12 protein-coding genes and 2 tRNA genes are annotated in these 19,205 nt (G+C 64.7%); 7 read left to right on the top strand and 7 right to left on the bottom strand.

What is annotated here, in order from left to right; genetic code table 11:
• Nucleotides 1–42 precede the first annotated feature (42 nt).
• Complete coding sequence (locus tag QNO08_RS01595; protein WP_229967940.1) at nucleotides 43–5,397, top strand: multicopper oxidase domain-containing protein; 5,355 nt, start codon at nucleotides 43–45, stop codon at nucleotides 5,395–5,397.
• A gap of 890 nt (nucleotides 5,398–6,287) precedes the next feature.
• On the opposite strand, the gene QNO08_RS01600 is transcribed toward QNO08_RS01595, so the two are convergent.
• From QNO08_RS01600 to tadA, 3 genes are all read right to left on the bottom strand, one after another.
• Nucleotides 6,288–6,375, bottom strand: a tRNA-Ser gene (locus QNO08_RS01600).
• Between the two features lie 76 nt (nucleotides 6,376–6,451).
• A complete protein-coding gene (locus QNO08_RS01605; RefSeq protein ID WP_229967943.1) occupies nucleotides 6,452–6,937 on the bottom strand; it encodes a pyridoxamine 5'-phosphate oxidase family protein in 486 nt (161 codons plus the stop codon).
• A gap of 62 nt (nucleotides 6,938–6,999) precedes the next feature.
• Nucleotides 7,000–7,470 (bottom strand): tRNA adenosine(34) deaminase TadA, encoded by a 471-nt coding sequence (gene tadA, locus QNO08_RS01610; protein ID WP_229967945.1) that lies wholly within the window; start codon nucleotides 7,468–7,470, stop codon nucleotides 7,000–7,002.
• Between the two features lie 84 nt (nucleotides 7,471–7,554).
• Between tadA and upp the strand changes: the two genes are divergently transcribed.
• The 3 genes from upp to QNO08_RS01625 all read left to right on the top strand — a co-directional run bounded on the left by upp (nucleotide 7,555) and on the right by QNO08_RS01625 (nucleotide 10,131).
• The gene (gene upp, locus QNO08_RS01615; protein WP_229967947.1) at nucleotides 7,555–8,190 is read left to right on the top strand and encodes a uracil phosphoribosyltransferase; all 636 of its coding nucleotides are present in this window, start codon (nucleotides 7,555–7,557) and stop codon (nucleotides 8,188–8,190) included.
• Nucleotides 8,191–8,690: 500 nt separating this feature from the next.
• Nucleotides 8,691–9,548, top strand: coding sequence for a winged helix-turn-helix domain-containing protein (locus tag QNO08_RS01620; protein ID WP_229967949.1), 858 nt, complete (start codon nucleotides 8,691–8,693; stop codon nucleotides 9,546–9,548).
• Nucleotides 9,549–9,606: 58 nt separating this feature from the next.
• Complete coding sequence (locus tag QNO08_RS01625; protein WP_229967951.1) at nucleotides 9,607–10,131, top strand: SixA phosphatase family protein; 525 nt, start codon at nucleotides 9,607–9,609, stop codon at nucleotides 10,129–10,131.
• Between the two features lie 30 nt (nucleotides 10,132–10,161).
• Here QNO08_RS01625 and QNO08_RS01630 read toward each other — a convergent pair whose 3' ends face one another.
• The gene (locus QNO08_RS01630; protein ID WP_229967953.1) at nucleotides 10,162–11,634 is read right to left on the bottom strand and encodes a dihydrolipoyl dehydrogenase family protein; all 1,473 of its coding nucleotides are present in this window, start codon (nucleotides 11,632–11,634) and stop codon (nucleotides 10,162–10,164) included.
• 149 nt (nucleotides 11,635–11,783) lie between these two features.
• Here QNO08_RS01630 and QNO08_RS01635 point away from each other — a divergent pair, with 149 nt between their 5' ends.
• Complete coding sequence (locus QNO08_RS01635) at nucleotides 11,784–12,995, top strand: NAD(P)/FAD-dependent oxidoreductase (protein WP_229967955.1); 1,212 nt, start codon at nucleotides 11,784–11,786, stop codon at nucleotides 12,993–12,995.
• A gap of 107 nt (nucleotides 12,996–13,102) precedes the next feature.
• Here QNO08_RS01635 and QNO08_RS01640 read toward each other — a convergent pair.
• Nucleotides 13,103–13,178 (bottom strand) — tRNA-Arg (locus QNO08_RS01640).
• Between the two features lie 307 nt (nucleotides 13,179–13,485).
• Here QNO08_RS01640 and QNO08_RS01645 point away from each other — a divergent pair.
• Together QNO08_RS01645 and QNO08_RS01650 are read left to right on the top strand one after the other, a co-directional pair.
• The gene (locus QNO08_RS01645; protein ID WP_229967957.1) at nucleotides 13,486–15,378 is read left to right on the top strand and encodes a phosphoenolpyruvate carboxykinase (GTP); all 1,893 of its coding nucleotides are present in this window, start codon (nucleotides 13,486–13,488) and stop codon (nucleotides 15,376–15,378) included.
• A 237-nt stretch (nucleotides 15,379–15,615) separates the two neighbouring features.
• Nucleotides 15,616–17,154: an aldehyde dehydrogenase family protein gene (locus tag QNO08_RS01650; RefSeq protein ID WP_229967959.1), complete on the top strand. Its 1,539-nt coding sequence runs from the start codon at nucleotides 15,616–15,618 to the stop codon at nucleotides 17,152–17,154.
• Between the two features lie 71 nt (nucleotides 17,155–17,225).
• Here the strand turns inward: QNO08_RS01650 and QNO08_RS01655 are convergent, their stop codons facing one another.
• A complete protein-coding gene (locus QNO08_RS01655; RefSeq protein WP_229967961.1) occupies nucleotides 17,226–17,702 on the bottom strand; it encodes a hypothetical protein in 477 nt (158 codons plus the stop codon).
• Between the two features lie 5 nt (nucleotides 17,703–17,707).
• Nucleotides 17,708–19,114: a phosphomannomutase/phosphoglucomutase gene (locus QNO08_RS01660; protein ID WP_229967963.1), complete on the bottom strand. Its 1,407-nt coding sequence runs from the start codon at nucleotides 19,112–19,114 to the stop codon at nucleotides 17,708–17,710.
• Between the last annotated feature and the right edge of the window lie 91 nt (nucleotides 19,115–19,205).

Here is a 19,205-nt window from a genome sequence, read left to right on the forward strand (position 1 = left end):
TGACCTTTTCTGCCGCTGAGCGGCTCGATCACGGAGTTCAACATGTCGTCTACCCAATTCCGCACGTACCACGTTGTGGCCATGTCCTTCCCGATCGTCTACTCGCTCGAGGGCGACCACGATCCCAACGGTCTGCTCTACACCTTGCGCGTGTACCAGCCCCTCCTGGATTGGGTGAAGGAACAACGGGAGAAAAACGGCGACTACCTGACCAAGATGCACCGCAAGACCCAGCTCATGGAAACCGTGGTGTACGCAGTGCCGCGGCTCCTTAAGATGCGCCGGATCCTGTCCGAAGGACCGGAGAAGAATAAGTATCTGTTGAAGGACTTCGGCGGCGAGTCCGAGGTTCTTGACCGGGAAGACCGGGACGCCCGCGGTCTCCGGTTGGATCCGGATGATCGTGCGATACGCCAGAACTACCGTGCCACGGTGGACGAACTGGTTGCCGCTTTGCGGGAGCTGACTGATGGGCGGATTACCAGCCTCTCCTCGAAGGCCCCGCCGGATCCGGAGCGGCTAGAGGAGCAACAGGCGGAGAATGAACATGATGTTTTCGAACATGGCCTGAGGAAAACCATGGGGGAGTGGCTGGCGCAGCTCGAGGAGGCCGAGCGGGCTATCGAAGGGCAATTGGAAAGGATCCGCCAGGGGTGGCCGGAGATGTTGGCTTGGTATCGGAGGCAGCGTCCCGGGTCTCAGCTGCGGGACGAGGACATCGAACGGTTGATGTTCAACGATCACAGCCCTGACCTGATCGGCAAAGGTGAACAAACCCTGGCCTACAACCGGTGCAACCCGCTTAAGCCCATCCCACTGGTGCGTCCGCTGGTGTTGCGGGCGTGCCGGGGAGAGCAGCTTAAGGTGCGTTTCGAGAACAGCATCCGCGGCCGCGAAGTGGGCATGCACGTGCAAGGAGACGGGCTCGGGGGCACCGTCCCGGGACGCGGCACCGGCTCAGGCGTCCAGTACGGAGATGGGGCGCGCGTAGGCGACAACGACCCCACCACTGTTCCCTACCAATCTAAAATGACGTACCGCTGGCTGTGCGCCCGGGAGGGCGTGTGGCCGATCAACGATCTGGGCGACATCCGCGGAACCGACCGTGGCACCAACAACCACGGATTGTTCGCCGCTCTGGTCGTCGAGCCCGATGGGGCGAGGTGGTACGACCCTGAGACGGGGGAACGGCTCGACGGCACAGATCACCCCGATGGGCTCTACGCCGACGTCGTGCCCCGCGACGAACACCGCCTCAAGGACGGGAAAGTGGTGGCTCTCCAAAAGGGCTGCCGCGACGAGCAGCATGAGGACTGCCAGGCGGGCAACCGGTGCCGGAAATGGCGGGAGGACAATTTCGTCGACTTCCACCATGCCAAGGACAATCCGGAACAATTCGCCGGCAACTGCAGTTTCCGCGAGTTCACCGTCTTCATGCACGACGAACCCGAGACGCATAACGGCATCCCCCACCCCCTGCCCCACTCGGCCATGCCCCTGTCCTACCGCGCTGAACCCATGCACAACCGCCTTCCCTATCGGCTGCACCGGCGCCTGCGTAAAGGCGCGCCGAAGGCAGAACCCGATAAGAACAGGATCGACCACTCAGCCGTTGAAATCAGGATCGATGAGGAAACCCTCGGAGAAGAGTTCTGGGTGGCCAAAGACAAGAACGGCGATTTCCTCGAACGCGTCTCCGGCGAGGAGCAGCATCACAGCTCCTGGCTGTTCGGCGAACCGGTGACGCCGATTCTGCGCACCTACCGCGGGGACCCCAGCCGGGTGCGGCTGGTGCACGCCGGGGTCAAAGAGACCCATGTCTTCCACCTGCACGTCCATCAGTGGCGAGCCGTCGCCCAGGACACCGCTGAGCCTTCCGTGTGGAAGATGGGCGAGCACCACGGTTCCCAGCTGCTGGATTCGGTGTCCATCGGTCCGCAGACCGCCATGACCATCGACCCGCTCTACGGCTCGGGCAGCCGCCAGCATGCGGTGGGCGACATCATCTGGCACTGCCACCTCTACCCCCACTTCCACCACGGCATGTGGGGACTGTGGCGCAGCTTCGACCGGCTGGTCGACGGGGAGCGGGCCTACCCCGACGGCACTCCCTGTCCCGAACTGAAGCCATTGCCCGGACGTGACCCCAACCCCTCGACCGCCGAACAACCCGGATTTCCGTGGTTCATCGACGCCACCTACCCCCGCAAATCTCCGCCGCCGCCCTCACCCCACGAGGAAGACGTAGAGGCGGGGAAGGACCCGGAGAGGAACGTCCCGGTCAACGGGCGACGCCAGCTGCTGCAGATGCCGCATTGTTCCGACAAGGAACGGGCGGCCTTCGCACCCAACTGCCGGTCGGGTGATCAACCCGGTGCTCTTTTCGTCGATCTGGACGGCCTCGCCCGGGACTGGAACACCAAGGCGAAGGTTCCCGAGCGACGGATTATCCACTACGAGATCGACATGGCGGAACGGGGGATGATCTACAACTCCGCCGGCTGGTACGACCCGCACGTACACCACTATCAGCTCAAAGAAATCACCGTCACCCGTCTCGACGACGACGGGCACCGGCTTGGGGATCCAGTGCCCTTCAAACCCCCGGCAACCGAAGACGCAGGCGGGGCCGACGCGTTCTTCCCGCGGGCCAATCACGGCGACATCGTGGAACTGCGCCTGCGCAACATGGTGGGCACCGTCGAGGGCGACCACTTCGACTTTCCCGGCCACCCAGTTGAATGTGGTCTGCACGTGCACCTGGTGAAGTTCGATGTGCTCGCTGCCGACGGCTCGGCCACCGGCTGGAACTACCTCTCCGGCGCCAGTTCCCTCGAAGCCATCCCGGACGGCAAGATCAACAATCCCCCTGCAAATGTTTCCTTGCACCGGTGGGTGGTGGATGAGGAGTTCGGCCCCTGCTTTTTCCACGACCACCTGCTGGCGAACTTCCGGCAGAAGCGCGGTCTGTTCGCAGCCCTGATCGCCGAACCCAACGGCACCCGCTGGTACCTACCGGACCGGCACACCCCCGCATGGGTTGGCTCCCAGGCCGTGATCATACCGCGAACTTCAAACGGGGATGGGGACGTAGCTTTAAAGGACCCCTTCCGGGAAGCTGGATTGGCCCTTGGGGACTTTGTGCCGCTGAACCGTCCGAAGGACGATCGTCCTCCGAACCCCATCCCTGCTCAACCTCAATCGGAGGATGATCCGCTGAATGAGCCGAACCTGCTGGGCGGTGATGACGATCCCGGTGTTATGGGCGTCAATTACCGGTGCACCCCCATGCGATACCGCGGCAAGGACCCCTCCGAGTGGTTCAGCTCCAGCCGCTCCTCGCTGAAGAACGAGGACGAGGAGCAGCGAAAGGTCCTCGACGTGCAGGCTCCGCACATGTCGCCGCCACTGCCTGTGCCGCCGAAGCACAAGGGTGACCCCGACACACCGGTGATCTACACCTATCCAGGAGAACGACTGCGCATCCGGATTTTCCAGGGCTCCCACGAAGAGCAGCACAGTTTCATGCTCAACGGCATGCGATGGCGCAAGGACTGGCAGAACCCACAGTCGCCGTGGGTGAACCAGCAGACGCTGGGCATCTCCGAGGCCTTCACCATGGACATCAACCCGCCGGAAATCGGAGCTGACGGAAAGCCTCTGGCGACGAGCCCGTACGGGGTCGGTGACCACCTGTGGCAGTTCACTGTCATGGACGACCTGTGGCTGGGATGCTGGGGACTGATCCGTTCGCTCCAGCCCAGCTCGGAGAACTTCCGTGAACTTCCCCCGTTGCCGCGCATCACCAAGGTCGTCCCCGGGACGGAGGACGGCGGCGGGCGCGTTGCACCTCCGACCGACCAGGAACTGAAGGAGGCACTGGATCAGTTCCGCCTCTCCCAGTCCAACGGATTCCTGCCCACACGTCCCTTCCGGGTGCCCGGAGGAACGTGGTCGGCTGGGAAGGTGCGGGAGTACGTGGTAGTCGCCCAGCGCCACGAGCACCAGTACGCTGGCCAAGCACTGACCGACCCGTGGGGCCTGATCTACCGTACGGCCGAAGAGTTCGTCGCTGAGACCAGGGACGATGGAAGCGAGACGGGCAATCTCCGGGCGGTGGATGTGGACGGTTCCGACCAGCCGCTGGTCCTGCGGGCACATCCCGGGGAATGGATCAGGATCACCCTCATCAACGAGCTCCTGCTGCCGCAGGAGAACCTCCCTGACGAAGACTTCGCCACGAAAGATCCTCGGCTCCCGGACTTCGGACCGGAAGTGAGCCCGCCGCGGCTGCCCGTGGAGCACCGTGACCACCTGGGTTACCCGGACCGTCGAACGGTCAGTCCTCGAGTCTCCCTGCACCCCAACTTGCTGCTTTACGACGTGCAGAGCGACGACGGCGCGTACGTGGGGCTGAACCAGGACAGCACCGTAGCCGCCCTGGACGTGGACGATGCTGCTCATGTCGTGCACGGCGGACACGACGCAGTCAATGTGGTGGTGCACCGCACTGACCATGGCATAGGGCACCGGGACGCGAACTGGCGGGAGTATTGGTGGTACGCGGATCCGGCCCTAGCTTTCGACACATATCAGGACGGGCGCGAACGAGGCCAAACCTGCTACCTGTTCGATATGGGTGACATCCGCAATCACCGGCACCACGGCTTAATCGGAGCTGTCGTGATCGAGCCCAGCGACATTACCCCGGTCGACCCGCAGAACGAGGACAAGCCGAAGTGGACAGGCGCCCACGTTCACCTGGAGAGCGGTGACGAAGTCATCGCCCAAGAATTTGTTTTCTTCCTACAGGACGGGCTGCGTCACTTCCTAAACGGCAATATCGACCAGCCACTTCCTGACATCTCTCCGAGCGACCCTCCCGTGGATGCCGGGCAGAAGGCCATCAGCTACCGGTCTCCGCTGACTCCACACCAGAATCCCATGGCGCTGCCCAACCCCACCGCCCCAATCCAGCACGCGAGCAGGGACCTGCCCATCTGGTGGCGCCTGGTCTGCGCCGGCGACAAGCCCCGCAATCACACCTTCACCGTGCACAACTTCGCCTGGGACGTCGCCCCCTGGGTGCGGAAGGCAAAGAAGAGCAGTCCCGAAGCCGGATCGGTTACCGCCATCGCAGCCGGCTTCACCCAGGACCTGGTGATGCTGCCCGAAGGACGCTGGGATCCAGGAGACCACGCCTACCGCAGCGGTTCCTTCCGCTGGGCTGTCAGTCAGGGGATGTGGGGCATCGTCCGGATGGGTGATCAAAACGCCAAATCTCGAAGGGAAACGCAAAAAATATCATTGCAGCTGCTGTGGCCACGCTGGGCCCAAAGATTATCCAAGTTGGCCGGGTCACAACGGCGGAGACCCCGGACAAATGGACTCTCGTGACATTCGAGGAGGCCTTGGACGGACTGCTGTCGCGAGGAGTTGAGGGGCCTTCTCCGGCAAGCAGCCTGAGCTCCTGTTCACGATGATCCGGGCCCAGGAGAACTAATTGATCAGTTCCGGCCCACCGGGCGGGTCGCGGCCAAATTCTGCCCGGGCCTGAGTGCCCGCCTTCGACGAAGCCCCTTTTCAGCCCGCATCCGAGTTGGAAGTGGGCTTTTTGGGCTGGTTCCGACCAGCCAGATACCCACTGGGCAGATACTGGCCGGTTGTGGGCCGTAGTCGGGCTAATTCAGGCCGGATTGGGGCCAATGCCGAACTCGACGGCAAGCCCGAGCCAGGCTCATCGAGCCCTACGCACTCAAATTACGCACGCTTCGCGTGCCCTTCTGGTCGCATTCCAGATATTGACCCATTCCAGATATTGACCAGAGTTGTCATGCGTACATGTTTCAGCTTGCGGTAACGATGGGATCGACTGGACCCACCGTCACCGCCGCATCACCAATGGTCCACTAACATCTGGGTCGTGATGACGGCCTGGCCATGCACCTACTCATTTCGAGACTGTCACCGAACCCTGCATCTACTCCGCGCATTCGCTAGTAACCGGTGCCAGCTCGTCGAAGGGCAAAGCAGCCGGAACCAACGAGGACTGAGGCTGCTGACAGCCCGCACAAACCCCTTTAAGGCCCATGCTCCTACTCGAAAAACTTCTCTGACCGCTGAGTGCTCGGTGCCTGCAGATACTGACGCAGTCCGGGCGGCCGAGGCGCGACGTCAAGGGCCGCTCTGAGAATCCTGTTGCTGGTGCGTTACCGCCGGACTTACTCACGACAAGGAAAAAGACCCCGCTTCCCTTGGATTGCAAGGGAAGCGGGGTCTTTTCCATGTGGCGGTGACGGTGGGATTTGAACCCACGTTGGCTTTCACCAAACAACATTTCGAGTGTTGCACCTTCGGCCGCTCGGACACGTCACCAACGCGTCAACCTTACCGGCTAAAACGCCCTGCCCCAAAACGGGCGGATCCACGCCCGCTGCGGTGGCGGAGATGACTAGAGATCGACGACGTCGTTCTTGCCGATGTTGGGCGTATCGCCGGTGACGGCGCTCTTGGCAATCTTGAAGGCCGTTGCCACCCGCGGCTCGTCCGTTGCCCAGTATTCAGCGGTGTCCGAGTCCACCTTGATCAGCGCAATGGACGGGTCTTCCCGCCCCGCCTCGAACCAGGCAGCAGCGGTGGACTTCCATAGTTCTTCGATCTTGCCTTCATCCTTGGTGATGGACGCCGTTCCGCTGATGGAGAGGTACCCCTTGGAATCATGGATGGAGACGTTCACGTTGGGGTTGGTCCGAATCTCGTCCGCCTTGGGCGAGGGATCCTGGGTGAAGAACCACAGGTTGCCGTCCGAATCCGTTTCCTGCAGCTCCAGCGGACGGCTCACCAGATGGCCCTGAAGATCCACGGTCGTCAGCTGGGCAATCTTGGCGTGCTCAAGGATTTTGACGACTGTATCCAGCCCTGCCTGATCTGCACTCATTGGTGAACTCCTTGGGGTATCGGGTTCTGAGTTAGTAAGCCTACGTACGGAACCCGCCCGTGTCAGCCCGATCGCCGAGAGCCGAAAAAATCAGTGAGCAGCTTCGCGCACTCCGCTTTCCGGACCTCGGGAAAAACTTCCACCCAGTGATTCAGCCTGCGCTCACGGAGAATGTCGAACACCGATCCGGAGGCTCCGGCCTTCTCGTCCCAGGCGCCGAAGACCACCCGTGGAATGCGGGCCAGCACAATCGCCCCGGCACACATGGCACAGGGCTCCAGGGTCACCACCAGAGTGCACCCCTCGAGCCGCCACTCACCGATGGCCGCTGCGGCTTCGCGGATGGCTACCACTTCGGCGTGGGCCGTGGGGTCGCCGGTGGCTTCGCGCTCATTGCGTCCGGTGCCGATTATCGTTCCGTCCGGACCAACGACGACGGCGCCGATCGGCACGTCTTGGGTCGCCAAGGCTCCGCGGGCCTCGATAAGCGCAAGATCCATCCACGCCTCATGCTGCGCTGTAGGGGGCTTCATGCTCCTATCTTCCCGCAGTTCAACCGGGCCGCAGGGCAGCCGTGCCGCAGAGGGAGTCCCAGCATGGAATGGTACTTTTGAAGCATGCGCGTACTTGTAGTGGATCACCCCCTTGTTGCCCACAAACTCACCGTTCTCCGCGACAAAGACACCCCTTCACCGGTGTTTCGCCAGCTCACGGAAGAACTCGTCACCCTTTTGGCTTATGAAGCCACCCGCAACGTCCGCGTTGAGCCCGTACAGATCGAGACTCCGGTCACGTCCACTGTCGGGACCGGCCTGGTAAAGCCCACCCCGCTGGTGGTGCCGATCCTCCGTGCCGGACTCGGAATGCTTGAAGGAATGACCCGGCTGGTCCCCACGGCGGAGGTTGGATTCCTGGGCATGGCCCGCAATGAGGAAACCCTCGAAGCAATCACCTATGCGGAGAGGCTTCCGGACGACCTCACCGGACGTCAGGTCTTTGTCCTGGACCCGATGCTGGCCACCGGCGGAACCCTCCGGGAGGCCATCAAGTTCCTGTTCAAGCGCGGAGCCGCAGACATCACGTGCATCTGCCTGCTGGCCGCCCCCGAGGGCCTCGAGGTGCTGAAGCACGAACTGGCTGATGCCAATGTGACCATCGTGCTGGCCTCCATCGATGAGCGCCTGGATGAAAAGTCCTACATCGTCCCGGGACTGGGTGATGCCGGCGATCGACTGTACGGCGTCGTCGACTAAACAGGCTCCGCCCTCAATACCTACTGTCCAGCATGTGGACACCTCTCGCATGCTTGACTCGCACCCGTCTGTAAGTTCGCTTATGGGCGGGTGCTCTCTTTTTCCCATTCGGCCGCCGTGTGCGGCCAGCGGGCCGCCCGGAGCATGGGGCGGCAGTGGGTGCCAAAAGCCGGATTCCGGGGTAGGGAATGTGAACTGCATCACAAATAGCCAACAATCGTCCACATAGTGAGACGTGGGACGCATTGTTACTTGCGCGTACGCCTTTGTTACATGCAATAATCCGTAATGTGAACATCCACACAGCAGCACCTGTCGCAGCGCTTCTCATCGGCTCCGCCGGCGAGAAGCCGTGCTGTTGTCGAATGCACGCCTGAGTTACCCACCCCCATTTCTCAGGCACCACTCAGGCCCAATGACGGGCGAAACTGCGCCATCTCGACCCGGGCACACCCCCAGCATTCGAGCGTGATGACGGTCATTCACATTGAGGTTGCAACATGTCAGTAGCATCAGGGTACGTACACATCTCACTGCGCAACGCGCAGAATCGCGCCGGAGCCGTCCGCCAGGGTGCGGCCGCGGAATTCCGCCAGTACGGCGGGCAGGCCTACTCCCCGCAATACGGCGTTCAGGGCTTTGGCCAGCCGGCCCGCCCGCTTCAAGCGGTGGCTCCGGGAAACGATGCTTCACCCATGACGGCGCCCACCCCCGTCGTGACGCCCAACGGAATTCCCGGCCCCCAGTCGGTCAGCAACGACACGGTGGCCCGCGGGTTCGTTATTTATGTCGGCCTCGATGAGGACACGGCCGCCGCCAATGGAACGTCCCTGACCAAGTTGGCCCAGGAAGTGCGCGCCTACATTCAGACGCTGTGCCCGGGCGCCCAGAGCCATGCCGCCGTGGCCCTGGCGCCGGCGGAGGCCGCCGGCGCCGATATCGACGTCGTACGCCAGGCGCTGGGGGACCCGACGGCGCAGCGCCGCCCCCGCCAGGAGGCCGCACCGCTGGCGCCGACCCAGAGCGCACCGCGTCCGTCCGGAGTCCTGATCGACCTGTCGCGGCGCGAAGTGCACCTGGACGGGGACACCCTGAACCTGACCTTCAAGGAATTCGAGCTGCTCAACTACCTGGTGGAGAACGCCACCCGGACGGTCGGGCGCGAGGAACTGCTGGCGGGACTGTGGCGCAATGCCGAGGAAGTGCCCAACGAGCGCACCATCGATGTGCACATCCGGCGGCTCCGCTCCAAGCTCGGCCGGTTGGCAAACACCGTCCGGACTGTCCGCGGCCAAGGCTACCGCTTCTACGAGCACCCCGAAGTTGTGGTCTGGGCGGCACCCGAATACAGCATCTGATCCAGGGGCGGTGCCGGTTCCGGAATTCCGGCACCGGCACCGCCGATAGACTGGGCGAATGAGCGGCCACCACCTGAAAAAACTGATGCTCCTGCGGCATGCGAAGGCGGCATGGCCCCGGGACGTGTCCGACCACGAACGGCCCCTCTCCAGCCGGGGGCACTTGGACGCGCCGCTGGCCGGCCGCTGGATGGTGGAAAACGACTCCATTCCCGACTTCATCCTGTGCTCGTCTGCGCTGCGCACCCGGCAAACGTGCACTTGGATCTGTGAGGAACTCGGAGACAAAGGGCCCACACCCAAGCTCGAAGACGGCCTCTACAGCGCCACGGCCGCGCAGATCCTCAGCGTCATCAACAGTGTGCCGGAGACGGTGACCAGCCTGCTGGTCATTTCCCACCTCCCCGGAGTGCAGGACCTCGCGATGCGGCTGGCCTCAGTGGAGTCCAACGAAGATGCAGTAATGGAGATGGCGATGGACTATCCGACCGCCGGGTTGACCGTCATGGAATCGGACAAGCCGTGGGCTGAGCTGGACGGGCGCGATGCCCGGGTCACTGACTTCGTGGTTCGCCGGGCCTGACCGCTCCCGCGTCGGCGTAACCGGCGCACCCTAGAGCCCGTACTTTTCCAGCAGCCTCAGCCAGACCTCGCTGATGGTGGGATACGAGGGGACGGCATGCCACAGCCGATCCAGGGGCACCTCTCCCGTGATCGCTATGGTGGCAGCGTGCAGCAGTTCGGACACGTCGGGGCCGGCAAATGTCATGCCGACGAGCACCTTGCGGTCTTCGTCCACCACCATCTGCGCCCAGCCCCGGTAGTCGTCGGCATGCAGCGCCGATCCGGCCACCGACAGCTCAAGTGACGTTTCCGAAGCATTGATGCCGTCGGTCCGGGCCTGCTCCAGAGTCCGGCCGACCATGGCGATTTCCGGATCCGTGAACACCACCTGCGGCACCGCAACATGATTGGCAGTCGAGACTTCCCGGCTCCAGGCGGGCGGTGCGCCGGTTCCGGCCAGCTCGCCGCGGGCCCGGGCGGTGATCGCGGCTCCGGCGGCACGGGCCTCATATTTGCCCTGATGGGTCAGCAGCACCTTTCCGGCGGCATCGCCCACCACGTAGAGCCAGTCGCTGCCCTTCACCAGCCCCGTGTCGTCTGAGTCCAAGCGCGCAGCGTCAAAGCCGAGCCCTTCCAGACCCAGATGCGCCAGCGCAGGCGCCCGGCCCGTGGCCACGAGCAGCCGGTCAGCCGCCAGCACCGAACCGTCCGCCAGCCCCATTTCCACGCCGCCGCCTGCAGCGCTGCGCACAAAATCCGTTCCGGTAAAGGTGCGGACATCCACGCCGTCTGCAGCAAGGCCGGCCTTGACCAGTTCGCGCGCCGGCTCCGGATAGGAGTCCAGGATGTCGTGCCGGGCCACCAGGGTGGCCCGGGAGCCGAGCCGCGCCCAGGCCTGCGAAAGCTCAGTGCCGGCAACCCCGCCGCCGAGCACGATCAGCCGGCCAGGCACCTCCTGCGCCGAGGTTGCCTCGCGGGTGCCCCAATACTCAACCTGGTCCAGTCCCTTCACCGGGGGTGGAGTGGGCACGGAGCCGGTGGCCAGGACGACGGCATGGCGGGCCGCGATGGTGATCATGCCGCCGTCGTCGCCTCGGACACTGACCTCGCGCGGCCCGGTAAGCCGTCCGTGTCCGCGCACCAGCCCGATTCCGGTGTCCCTTACCCACTCCTCCTGCCCGGAATCGTTCCAATGCGAGGTGAAGCTGTCGCGGCGGTCCAGTACGGCCCGGGCGTCCAGGGAACCGGTTACGGCTTCACGGGATCCGGCCACGGATCGAGCGGCGTGCAGCGCGGTTCCCGGCCGCAGCAGCGCTTTGGAGGGCATGCAGGCCCAGTAGGAACACTCCCCGCCGATCAGGGCCGGCTCCACGAGAATGGCGTCCAGCCCACCCTGAGCCACCCGGGCGGCAGCGTTCTCCCCCACCGCTCCGGCGCCGAGCACGACGACGTCGGTGTCCCTGTGCCGCGACCGCTGGGACTCGTCCGAACCGCTGTATCCCGTGCCGCTCTGATCCGTCATGCACAGAGCTTGGCACGCGGCGGCCCCCGGGAAAAGGCTGCCTTGCGAAAGGCTGTTCCGCCGGAAGCGAGGAACGCGTGGCGAGAGATTTCCGCTCGGCACGCCTAGGCTGGAAGCACCGCTCCCGTTCTTCAGCAAGGAAAACAAACATGGCCCTGGAATCCGTCCTCATCGCAGGCGGCGGCATGGCAGGCTTCGCAGCGGCCCGCGAGCTGCGCTCCCGCGGCTTCGGCGGCCGGGTGACCATCATCGACCCCGAAGGGCTGCCCTACGACCGTCCGCCGCTGAGCAAGGAGTATCTGCTCGGGACGCGCAGCAGCGAACAGATTCTGCTCGCCGGGGAAGCCTGGTATCAGGAACAGGGGATCGCGATCCTGGCCGGCAAAGCTGCAGGCCTGAAGCCCGACGAGGGCATCGTGCTGCTTGAGGACGGCCGGGAGCTGGCCGCCGACAAAATTGTGCTGGCTACCGGTGCGGCAGCCCGCCGGCTGGAGATCCCGGGCGGGGAGCTGGAAACAGTGCTTGGACTGCGGAACCGCACCGACGCAGACCGGCTGCGCTCCCGGCTGCATCCGGGCGTGCGGCTGGTAATTATCGGCGCAGGCCTGATCGGCGCCGAGACCGCATCAACAGCACTGGCGGTCGGTGCGGAGGTGACGCTGATCGACCCGGTTGATCCGCCGCTGGTGCCGGCGGTGGGACATGCTTTGGCGCAGCGCCTGCACCGGATGCATGCCGCCCGCGGCATCCGTGCGGTTACCGCAGTTCCCGCGGCCATCGTCGGGGACGGTACCGGATATCGGGTTGAGGTCGAGGGCAGCACGGCCATCCACGCCGACGTGATACTGGTTGGCATCGGAATCGTTCCGGAGACTGCGCTGGCCTCCTCTGCCGGTCTGGACATCGACAACGGCATCCTGGTGGATGACCGCCAGCGCACCAGCCACCCCAACGTTTATGCCGTCGGAGACGCAGCCCGCACCAGGCACTCCGACGGGACCCTCCTGCGCCGGGCCGAGCACTGGGAACATGCGCGAAACACCGGCGCCACCGCTGCCGCTGCCCTCCTCGGGCAGGACCTGCCGGTCCACGGTGCTTCTTGGTTCTGGTCCGACCGCCACGGAGTCCACGTTGAAGGGGTCGGCTCGATGGTGGGGGAGGGGCACACCGTGACCCGCGAAATAGACGGGGTGCCCGTAGCGAGTTTCCGGCTGGCTGCAGATGGCCGCGTGGAAGGCTGCGCCGCCATCGACGGCGGCTTCACGGTGCGGGCCGCCCGCCGCATCATCGACCGCCGCATCCTGGTGGATCCCGCCAGATTGGCGGACCCCGGCGTCGACCTCCGGAAACTGGCCCGCTGATCCGAGCTGCGCCGCCGGCCCGGGAATTCCGGGTCTTTGCCGGCTGTCTTCAGACAAAGAAAAAACCCGGTCTGACCAGTATTTCTACTGGTCAGACCGGGTTTCACTGGTGCGCGCGAAGGGATTCGAACCCCCAACCTTCTGATCCGTAGTCAGATGCTCTATCCGTTGAGCTACGCACGCATTTAGGATTATTCTGAACTTCAGGCCCCGTTGAGGCCTTCCTTCAAAGTTTGTCCGTGGCTGTTTGGCCGTAAACAACTATAGCCCAGTTTCTGAGAGCCGCCTAATCCGTCAGTGTGACCTCCGACAACTAGACCGGTCTATATGACGTTCGTCACATCGACGTATGCTGGCCACCACAAGTTTGTTGAATTCTAGGCAAACATTGCATGACCGCCATTATAGGTACTACCTTTCCCGCGGGAGTCATCGGCATGCCGACAACTAGCATCAAAAACACACCACTGACCCAACGAAGGGAAGAGTCATGGGCGATGACGCGCGTCAGCTAGTTCTCGATGAGAGCGGCGATAACGTTGCTCCGAGCCATTTGGACAGCAACACACCGGGGGCTTCTGCGGAAGCACCCACCACCCACGAGGCTCTGCTGGCTTGGGTTCAGCAAGTAGCCGAGCTGACGCAGCCCGATCGCGTGTATTGGGTCGATGGGTCTGAGGCGGAAAACAAGGCCCTGACCGATGAACTGGTCGACGCCGGAACGCTGGTTCGGCTGAACCCGGAGGAGTTCCCGAACTCCTTCGCTGCGTTCTCCGACCCCAAGGACGTGGCGCGTGTCGAGGAACAGACTTTCATCTGCTCCGAGAACAAGCACGACGCTGGGTTCACCAACAACTGGATGGAACCGTCGCAGATGCGGGCCAAGCTGGACGGCCTGTTCTCCGGTTCCATGCGCGGACGCACCATGTACGTCATTCCCTTTGTCATGGGACATCTCGAAGCAGAAGATCCCAAGTTCGGCGTCGAAATCACCGACAGCGCCTACGTGGTTGCCTCCATGCGGATCATGGCGCGCATCGGCACCGACGTGCTGCGCAAGATGGAGGAGCTGGATGCGTTCTTCGTGCCCGCCCTGCACTCCGTCGGCGCTCCGCTGGCCGAGGGCGAGGCGGACGTGGCCTGGCCCTGCAGCGACGACAAGTGGATTGTGCACTTCCCCGAAGACCGTTCCATCTGGTCCTACGGTTCCGGCTACGGCGGCAACGCCCTCCTGGGCAAGAAATGCTATGCCCTGCGCATCGCGTCGATCATGGCCCGGGACGAAGGCTGGCTCGCCGAGCACATGCTCATCCTGAAGCTCACCAGTCCGGAGAAGAAGGACTACTTCGTGGCGGCGGCCTTCCCCTCCGCTTGCGGCAAGACGAACCTCGCGCTGCTGGATCCCACGATCGAGGGCTGGAAGGTCGAGACCCTCGGCGATGACATCACCTGGATGCGCTTTGGGCACGACGGCGAGCTGCGCGCCACCAATCCGGAGGCCGGCCTGTTCGGCGTCGCTCCCGGTACCGGCTGGAGCACCAACCCCAACGCCATGCGCGCCATCGCCAAGGGCAACTCCATCTTCACCAACGTTGCGCTGACCGACACCGGCGGCGTCTGGTGGGAGGGCATGACGGACGAGGCTCCGGCACACCTGACCGACTGGCTGGGCAACGAATGGACGCCGGAGGCCGGCCACCCCGCCGCCCATCCGAACTCCCGCTTCTGCACGCCGATCGACCAGATCGACATGCTCGCCGAGGAATACCATTCCCCGAACGGCGTGCCGGTGTCGGCCATCCTCTTCGGCGGCCGCCGCAAGACCACGGTCCCGCTGGTGACCCAGTCCCGCGACTGGACCAACGGCATCTTCATGGGCTCCACCCTGTCCTCCGAAACCACAGCGGCCGCCGCAGGCCAAGTGGGCGTGGTCCGCCGCGATCCGATGGCCATGCTGCCGTTCATGGGTTACGACGCCGGAGACTACCTGCGCCACTGGATCACCCTCAGCGGCAAGGCCAACCAGGAAACCCTGCCCAAGATCTTCCTGGTCAACTGGTTCCGCCGCACGGCCGACGGCGGGTTCGCCTGGCCCGGCTTCGGCGACAACTCACGGGTGCTCAAGTGGGTTATCGAGCGGATCGAAGGAACCGCCGACGCGGTGGAAACTCCGATCGGCTTTGTGCCCACCGGAGAATCCCTGGACCTCACCGGCCTGGACATGACTCCGGCCGACGTCGAGGCCGCCGTGCGCGTGGACCCCGAGGAATGGAAGAAGGAGCTCGCAGGGATCGAGGAGTGGTACTCCCGTTTCGGCGAGTCACTGCCCGAGGATCTCGTCGCTGAGTTGCAGACCCTCAAGGAGCGTTTCGCTTCGGCGTAGCCTTCCCTGAGCCCTCGCCGGCTCAGTCTTGATCCGATGGCCCCGTCCCCTTTGCGGACGGGGCCATCGGCGTCTCCGGCGCCGGACGGTTCAGGCCGGAGGGTTCAGAAGGGAATGGGGTGACGGGGCGACGGGTTGAACGGGTCAAAGTTCCGGGAGATGCCTCCGCGGCCGGCCGCCCGGGAGTAGCATTTTCCTTGCCCAGCCGTGCTTCATTTTCAGGCCAGGAGTGGTCCCATGAGCAGCAGCGTGCAGACCGGCAGTGCCCCGCCCCGATCCTTCCTTCCCGCGCCGGCGGGCGGTACCGGAGCCGACGGACCCACGGGCGTTGCTTTCGCCGTCGCCCGTGCCGCTGAAGCCGCCCGGTGGTGGCAGGAGCAGGGGTTCCGCGGCAGGAAAAAGCTGCTGCGGACGTGGAAGCAGGTTATCGCCGACGACGCCGATGAGCTCGCGGCGGTGATGGCCGCCGAAACCGGCAAGCCGGAGGGCGACGCACTGCTGGAAATTCTGCTCGCCCTGGGCCACCTGGAGTGGGCCGCCAAACATGCGGAAAAGGTGCTGCGCCGGCGCAAAGTGCCGTCCGGCCTCGCGGCGCTGAACCAGAAGGCCACCCTCGGCTACGAACCGTACGGAGTGGTGGGCGTGATCGGGCCGTGGAACTATCCGGTGTACACCCCGATGGGGTCCGTCTCCTTTGCCCTGGCGGCAGGAAACGCGGTGGTCCTCAAGCCCAGCGACCTGACGCCCGGCACCGCCCTGTGGATCGGGCGCAAATGGGAACAGATCAGCGGCGGGCACCCGGTTTTCCAGGTGGTGACCGGAGGAGCGGACACCGGCGCAGCCCTGGTCCGCTCCGGATGCGGCAAAATCGCCTTCACCGGGTCCACCGAAACCGCCAAAAAGGTGATGGCCGCCTGCGCTGAATCGCTCACGCCGATGGTGGCCGAATGCGGGGGCAAGGACGCCATGCTCGTTGCGGCCGACGCGGACCTGCCGGCGGCTGCCGCCGCCGCGGTGTTCGGCGGCATGGTGAACGCCGGGCAGACCTGTGCCGGCGTGGAACGGGTGTACGTGGACCGGGCCGTGTACGAGCCGTTCCTGTCGCTGATGGTGGAGGAGGGCCGGGCCCTGGTGGCCGGAACGGAAAACGGAGCCGACTACGGGCCGCTGACCCTCCCGGGCCAGGTGAACGTGGTGGCGGCGCATATCGACGCCGCCCTCGCCGCGGGCGGCCGGGCGGCGCTGGGCGGGCCCGGCTCCGTCCGGGAGGGCAGGAGGATTGACGCCGTGGTGCTCACCGACGTCCCCGAGAACAACGAGGCGGTGCAGCGCGAGACCTTCGGACCCGTCGTCGTCGTGAATCCGGTGGACTCCATGGAGGAGGCAGTGGACCGCGCCAACGGAACCGGTTACGGACTGGGTGCCTCAGTCTTCAGCGGAAGCAGGGCGAATGCCCGGGAGCTGGCGGAGCGGCTTGAAGCCGGTGTGGTGACAGTGAATTCGGTATTGGGCTTCGCGGCCGTCGGTGCGTTGCCCTTTGGCGGCGTCAAGGATTCCGGTTTCGGGCGGACCCACGGTGCGGATGGCCTGCGCGAGTTCAGCTCGCCCAAGGCCATGACCGAGCAGCGTTTCGCACCGCCGCTGGACCTGCTGCGGATGCGCCGGTCCGAACGGGATATGAGGCTGGCCCGCGCCGCGCTGGGGATTCTGCACGGAACCGGGCAGGAGCGCCGGTCCGTGGTTCGCCGGTCCTTCGGCCGGCAAAAGGCCGGCTGACAGCGAAAGGCCGGCGGCACCATGCAACCGCACGGCGCCGCCGGCCCGGCGGCTCAGGCGAAAGCTGAGGCTTAGGCCTCGTCGGTGCCCGCTGCGGTTTCTTCGGTGCCCCAGATGAGCTGGTCGCCCGACTCCCACTGCGGTTCGCCGAACGTCCACTCGCCGTCGACCTCGGAGTACGTCTGGATCGCGGAGATGCAGACACCCTCGGAGTGCTCAGCCACCACGTGGATGGCATCCGTGGCTTCATCCGGCAGGTGGATGTCGGAGAAGACGGCAGCGGCGCGGTTGTCGCCCTTCTGCTCGGTCAGCACCTGGTAGATGTCATCGATCATGGCATCGGCGTCGAGGTCTTCGTCGCTTTCCTCGGGAGCCACGGCAATCATCCGCAGCTCGCCGTCGTTCTGGACAACCAGTGCGGCGGGCAGGAAGGCGCCCTGCGCCTCCAGCTGCTCCTGAGCCACGCCCAGAGCGGTGCCCAGCAGGGAATTCAGGTCCTCCTGGACCTGGGCGGAGGGCTCTTCGCCGTTCAGTTCAACATCAGCCATTGGGTTTAGTTCCTAACTAGTTCAAGTACGCGGTCACGGACCCGCACCATGGTGGGGAGGTCTTCGGCCTCGGCATTCAGCCGAAGGAAGGGTTCGGTGTTCGACGCGCGGAGGTTGAACCACCACTGTCCGTCATCTGAGGTGAAAGTCAATCCGTCGAGGGTGTCCACGGTGACGCCGTCGCGCTCAAATTCGCTGCGGACACGGGCAACCGCCGCCGGAACGTCGGAGAGCTCGGAGTTGATCTCGCCGGAGGAAAAATACGGCTCGTATTCACGGGCCAGGTCCGAGAGCGGCAGGGTCTGCTCACCCAGCGCGGCGAGGACATGCATGGCCGCCAGCATGCCGGTGTCGGCGTTGTAGAAGTCGCGGAAGTAGTAGTGGGCGGAGTGCTCACCGCCGAAGACGGCGCCTTCCTCGGCCATCAGGGCCTTGATGAAGGAATGGCCCACGCGGGTGCGGACGGCACGGCCGCCGTCGGCCTCCACCAGCTCGGGAACCGCACGGGAGGTGATGAGGTTGTGGATGATCACCGGCGTCGTCTCGCCGGCTGCCTTGGCGCGGGCGATCTCGCGGCGGGCCACGAGCGCGGTGACGGCCGAGGGGCTGACCGGGTCGCCCTTTTCGTCGATCACGAAGCAGCGGTCTGCATCGCCGTCGAAGGCCAGGCCCAGGTCAGCGCCGTGCTCGACGACGGCGGCCTGCAGGTCCCTCAGGTTCTCCGGCTCCAGCGGGTTGGCCGGATGGTTCGGGAAGGATCCGTCCAGCTCGAAGTAGAGGTCGATGATCTCCAGCGGAAGCGCCGGCAGCAGGCTGTCGCCAATGACGGCGGGGGTGGTCAGGCCTGCCATGCCGTTGCCGGCATCGACAACCACCTTCAGCGGGCGGATGTCCGTCAGGTCCACCAGGCTGCGCAGGTACTCGGAATAGTCCCGCAGGATGTCGCGGACACTGATCCGGCCGGGGTTCTCGACGGCGGGAATGGTGCCGGCGTTCAGGTACTGCTCGGCCATGGCCTGGATCTCACGCAAGCCGGTCTCGGACGAGATCGGCACGGCTCCTGCCTTGGCCATCTTGATGCCGTTGTACTGCGCCGGATTGTGGCTGGCAGTGAAGGTGGCGCCGGCCGCATCCAGGGCACCGCAGGCGTAGTAGAGCTCATCGGTGGAGATGAGGTCCAGCAGCAGCACATGGGCACCGCGCATGGTGGCGCCGGCAGCGAAGTCCTTGATGAACTCGGGGGAGGACGGACGCATGTCTCCGCCCACCAGAACCGTCTGGCCGGAGAGGTCAAGCACGTCCACAAAAGCGGCACCGACGGCCTTGACTATCTGCGGAGTGATGGTCTCGCCTACGACGCCGCGGACATCGTAGGCCTTAAAGGACGCGGAAAGATCGAATGCACTAGTCACCCGGACAGTCTATAGGCCAGCGTTCCATCCTTCGGTGCTTGTCCACAGGGGCTGGACACAGCTTCCGGTATCCACGCCGGTTTCCGGCTGG

The sequence above is a fragment of the Arthrobacter sp. zg-Y820 genome (assembly GCF_030142155.1).
GTDB lineage: Bacteria > Actinomycetota > Actinomycetes > Actinomycetales > Micrococcaceae > Arthrobacter_B.